The sequence below is a fragment of the Actinosynnema sp. NPDC023658 genome (assembly GCF_040639995.1).
Classification (GTDB): Bacteria; Actinomycetota; Actinomycetes; order Mycobacteriales; family Pseudonocardiaceae; genus Actinosynnema.
Genome location: NZ_JBFAAX010001488.1, coordinates 360 through 1,052, shown reverse-complemented (window position 1 = coordinate 1,052; position 693 = coordinate 360). Strand labels below are relative to the sequence as shown.

1 pseudogene is annotated in these 693 nt (G+C 76.8%); it reads left to right on the top strand.

Annotated features, from left to right (window positions below):
• Positions 1 to 140: 140 nt before the first annotated feature.
• A pseudogene (locus AB0G02_RS42010) lies at positions 141 to 693 on the top strand (hypothetical protein); the annotation flags it as partial.

Below are 693 nucleotides of genomic sequence, written 5' to 3'. Positions count from 1 at the left end.
CGCTCCCCGTCCCCCTCGGCGCCGCCGCCAGCGCCGGCACCGGATTCACACCCCCTCCCGGCACCACCGCGGTGGACCCGCGCCAGGACCTCCGCCCCGGCAGACCCGTCGAGCCTGCCGCCGCACTCGCCGTGCCCACCGTGCCCACCGATCCTGGCGACGAGTCGCAGGTGCGGCGGCGCGGGTGGTTGCTCCCCGCCGCCGCGGTGACCGTCGCGGCAGCGGTCACCGCGGCAGCGGCCCTGGTGTTCTCGGGCACCCCGCAGGATGACGCGCACGCCGCGGCCGATCAGAGGGCACCGCAGATCAAGGGCTCCACGACCGGTTCCTCCGCCGGCGCCACGACCATCACCGCTCCCACCACGACCACCACCGCGGACTCCTCTGCCCTCGACCCCACCACCGCGACCTCCTCCAGCCCCGACCCCACCACCGCGCCTCCGGCTCCGGCGCCCGGACGAGCCGGGGGCGCGCCCGACCTGGAGATCTACAGCGGCCCGACCCCGACCCGGTACCTCGGCATGCTGGGCAGCGCGGAGGACGGCTGGGCGGGCCAGGTCATCGGCGCCGACCGCACTGCCTCCTACCAGGCGATCTCCGCCACCCCAGACGGGCAGTCCGGGCTCCGCGTGAGGTGGAGCGGCTCGGCGCCCGGCCAGGTCTACCTCCAGCACGCCGACGGCAGCAGCGACC